A 2,457-nucleotide genomic window follows, 5' to 3' on the forward strand; every position below is an offset into this window, starting at 1 on the left:
ACTTGGCAAGGCTGGTTATATTTGGCTGTGGTTCTCGATTTATATTCAAGGAAAGTCATCGGTTGGTCAATGAAACCTACGCTTGCCAAGGATATCGTTTTAGATGCAATTCTTATGGCAGTATGGCGACGCAGACCCAATGAACCTGTGATCATACACTCAGACCAAGGCTTACAATACAGCAGCGGAGACTGGCAGAAATTCTGTCAGAAGCATAATTTGGTTCCAAGTATGAGCCGGAGGGGAAACTGTTGGGATAATGCTGTTGCTGAATCCTTTTTTAGCAGCTTAAAGAAGGAAAGAATTAAAAAGCGAATCTATAAAACACGAGAAATGGCTCGTGCAGATGTGTTTGATTATATCGAGATGTTTTACAATCGAATCAGGCGTCATTCGCATCTCGATGGGATGAGCCCAGAAGCATTTGAGGCAGCTTCAAAATGAAGCTGTCTCATGTCTAGGATACTGGGAGCAGTCCAGAATATGATGGTGAAAATGCGGAGTATAAAGCTTTCAGAGAGCATGACTGAAAATGCAGATTTAAATAAAGAGTAAGTTATTAGTGTAGAGAGGTTCCTTAATTATTAAAGTACCTATGAGTGTTGTAAAATGGACTGATCTCCTTCAGCCTGAAAACTTTAGACATTTTTTGTAGAAGTATAATGATTTACAGCTATGATAATTGAGCAATAAAAAGGAGATCAAATAGATCTCCTTTTTAATTTAGTGGTATGTCATGTGTCATAAATATCAACTCATGTTACGTGTCGAGTCAATATTGACACCTGTCATGTCGTTCCATGACAGGTGTTATGTCGTTTATGACAACTGATGTGTCGTTCAACGGCGGTTTTACGTCATGCGACACATAAGTTGTCATTTCTGGCTTATTAACTTCAATGAGTTAGATATACTTGCGACACATAATGACATTAATTAGCGACACAACCAATGTCGTTTTTTACATAAAACGACACAACCTCTGTCAATTTTTGAAAATGTGTTTTCAAGAAGGAATAACATATGATCCCATTGCAAGAATTCCACTTTTATTTAACTACCGCAAAAAATCCGCCATTTGCTATTATGACCGAAATTAAGAAAGCCGATAGTGGTCAATTTAGTGCATGGACTGGAATGCCACAAGAATTACCAACAGATATTATTGTAGATATAAGTCAATCACCTCTATCATCAGAAATGCATGATACAGCTCTTAAGGCCTTTGAGGCTTTATTCGTTAATATTGTAAAATATGCCGAAAAATATAATTATAACTTTACCAAAATTAATAATCCTTGTAACTGTGAGCTTTTATCAGTTGAAAAACAGAAAAATTTATTAAGTCAATTTAATATTGATGCAGAAGTAACAGTTAATAATCCTCCATCACTTACAGCACCATAATTTTATATTAATTTATATAAAGAGAGTTGAATGCAAGTAAAGACAGGGAGATGGGCAATACCTATATAGTTCATACGAGAAAGCCAGAGAGGATGTCTGGCTTTTTTATTGTCTATATTTCAGATGTGTAGTAGGGAAGAATATGACCATAAAAAATCATCGTCGAGCCTGTAAATTATTTTGTGTAAGTTCTATTTTTTATAAATGATCTTTTAATCGATCATCGAACTGAATCGTAAACCAATTCATTGCTAAACGCCAATTTTGAATTGGCATTGTCCATTTCTTAGCAGCATTGGTTGTTGCTAAGTAAATGACTTTTTTGACTGAATCATCTGACGAGAAGATCTTTCGCTTCTTGGTTGAATGGCGAATTACGCTATTCAACGATTCAATTGCATTGGTTGTATAAATCGCATGACGTATTTCAGCTGGATAGCTAAATATTGTACGGATATTTTCCCAATTGGCTCTCCAGGATTCTCCAATTTTCGGATATTGATGATTCCATTGATCACAGAAGATATCTAGAGATTTTAAGGCATTTTCTTCTGTACTTGCTTGATAGATCGCTTTTAGACCAGCTGTAACAGCCTTGTAGTCTTTCCAGCTTACAAATCTCAGGCTATTGCGTACAACATGCACGATACACAGCTGAATGTCCGTATGAGGATAAACAGAGGCAATGGCATCAGGAAAGCCTTTTAACCCATCTACACAGGCAACAAGAATGTCCTGTACCCCTCGATTTTTGAGTTCTGTCATGACGGATAGCCAGAATTTGGCACCCTCTGTCTGAGCAATCCACATACCGAGTAATTCTTTTTGCCCATCCATATTGATGCCCAAAGCAAGGTATACAGACTTGTTAATCACATTGGAGTGTTGACGGACTTTTACAACAATACAGTCGAGATAGACGACTGGATACAGACTATCTAATGCTCTATTTTGCCACTCAGTCACTTGCTCAATCACAGCATCGGTCACTTTGCTTATAAGTGATGCTGAGACATCTGCATCGTACATTTCTTTGAAAAATGCGACAAT

At 37.1% G+C, this 2,457-nt stretch carries 3 protein-coding genes; 2 read left to right on the top strand and 1 reads right to left on the bottom strand.

Going from position 1 to position 2,457, the window contains the following annotated elements; genetic code table 11:
- Positions 1–444 (top strand): IS3 family transposase (locus J500_RS16570; RefSeq protein WP_034699406.1); only part of this gene is annotated, 444 nt, incomplete at its 5' end.
- A 579-nt stretch (positions 445–1,023) separates the two neighbouring features.
- Positions 1,024–1,407 carry a hypothetical protein gene (locus J500_RS16575; protein WP_034700693.1) on the top strand — a complete coding sequence of 128 codons (384 nt, stop codon included), beginning with the start codon at positions 1,024–1,026 and terminating at the stop codon, positions 1,405–1,407.
- A gap of 198 nt (positions 1,408–1,605) precedes the next feature.
- Here J500_RS16575 and J500_RS16580 read toward each other — a convergent pair.
- Positions 1,606–2,457: IS256-like element ISAba26 family transposase (locus J500_RS16580; RefSeq protein ID WP_034700694.1), on the bottom strand; the 852-nt coding region annotated here is incomplete at its 5' end.

Origin of the sequence: Acinetobacter sp. 479375, from assembly GCF_000581715.1 — a bacterium.
Classification (GTDB): Bacteria; Pseudomonadota; Gammaproteobacteria; order Pseudomonadales; family Moraxellaceae; genus Acinetobacter; species Acinetobacter ursingii.

Excerpts from the sequence above, each read along its gene's own strand:
- J500_RS16575 (WP_034700693.1), top strand. The coding sequence starts at position 1,024 with ATGATCCCATTGCAAGAATTCCACTTTTATTTAACTACCGCAAAAAAT.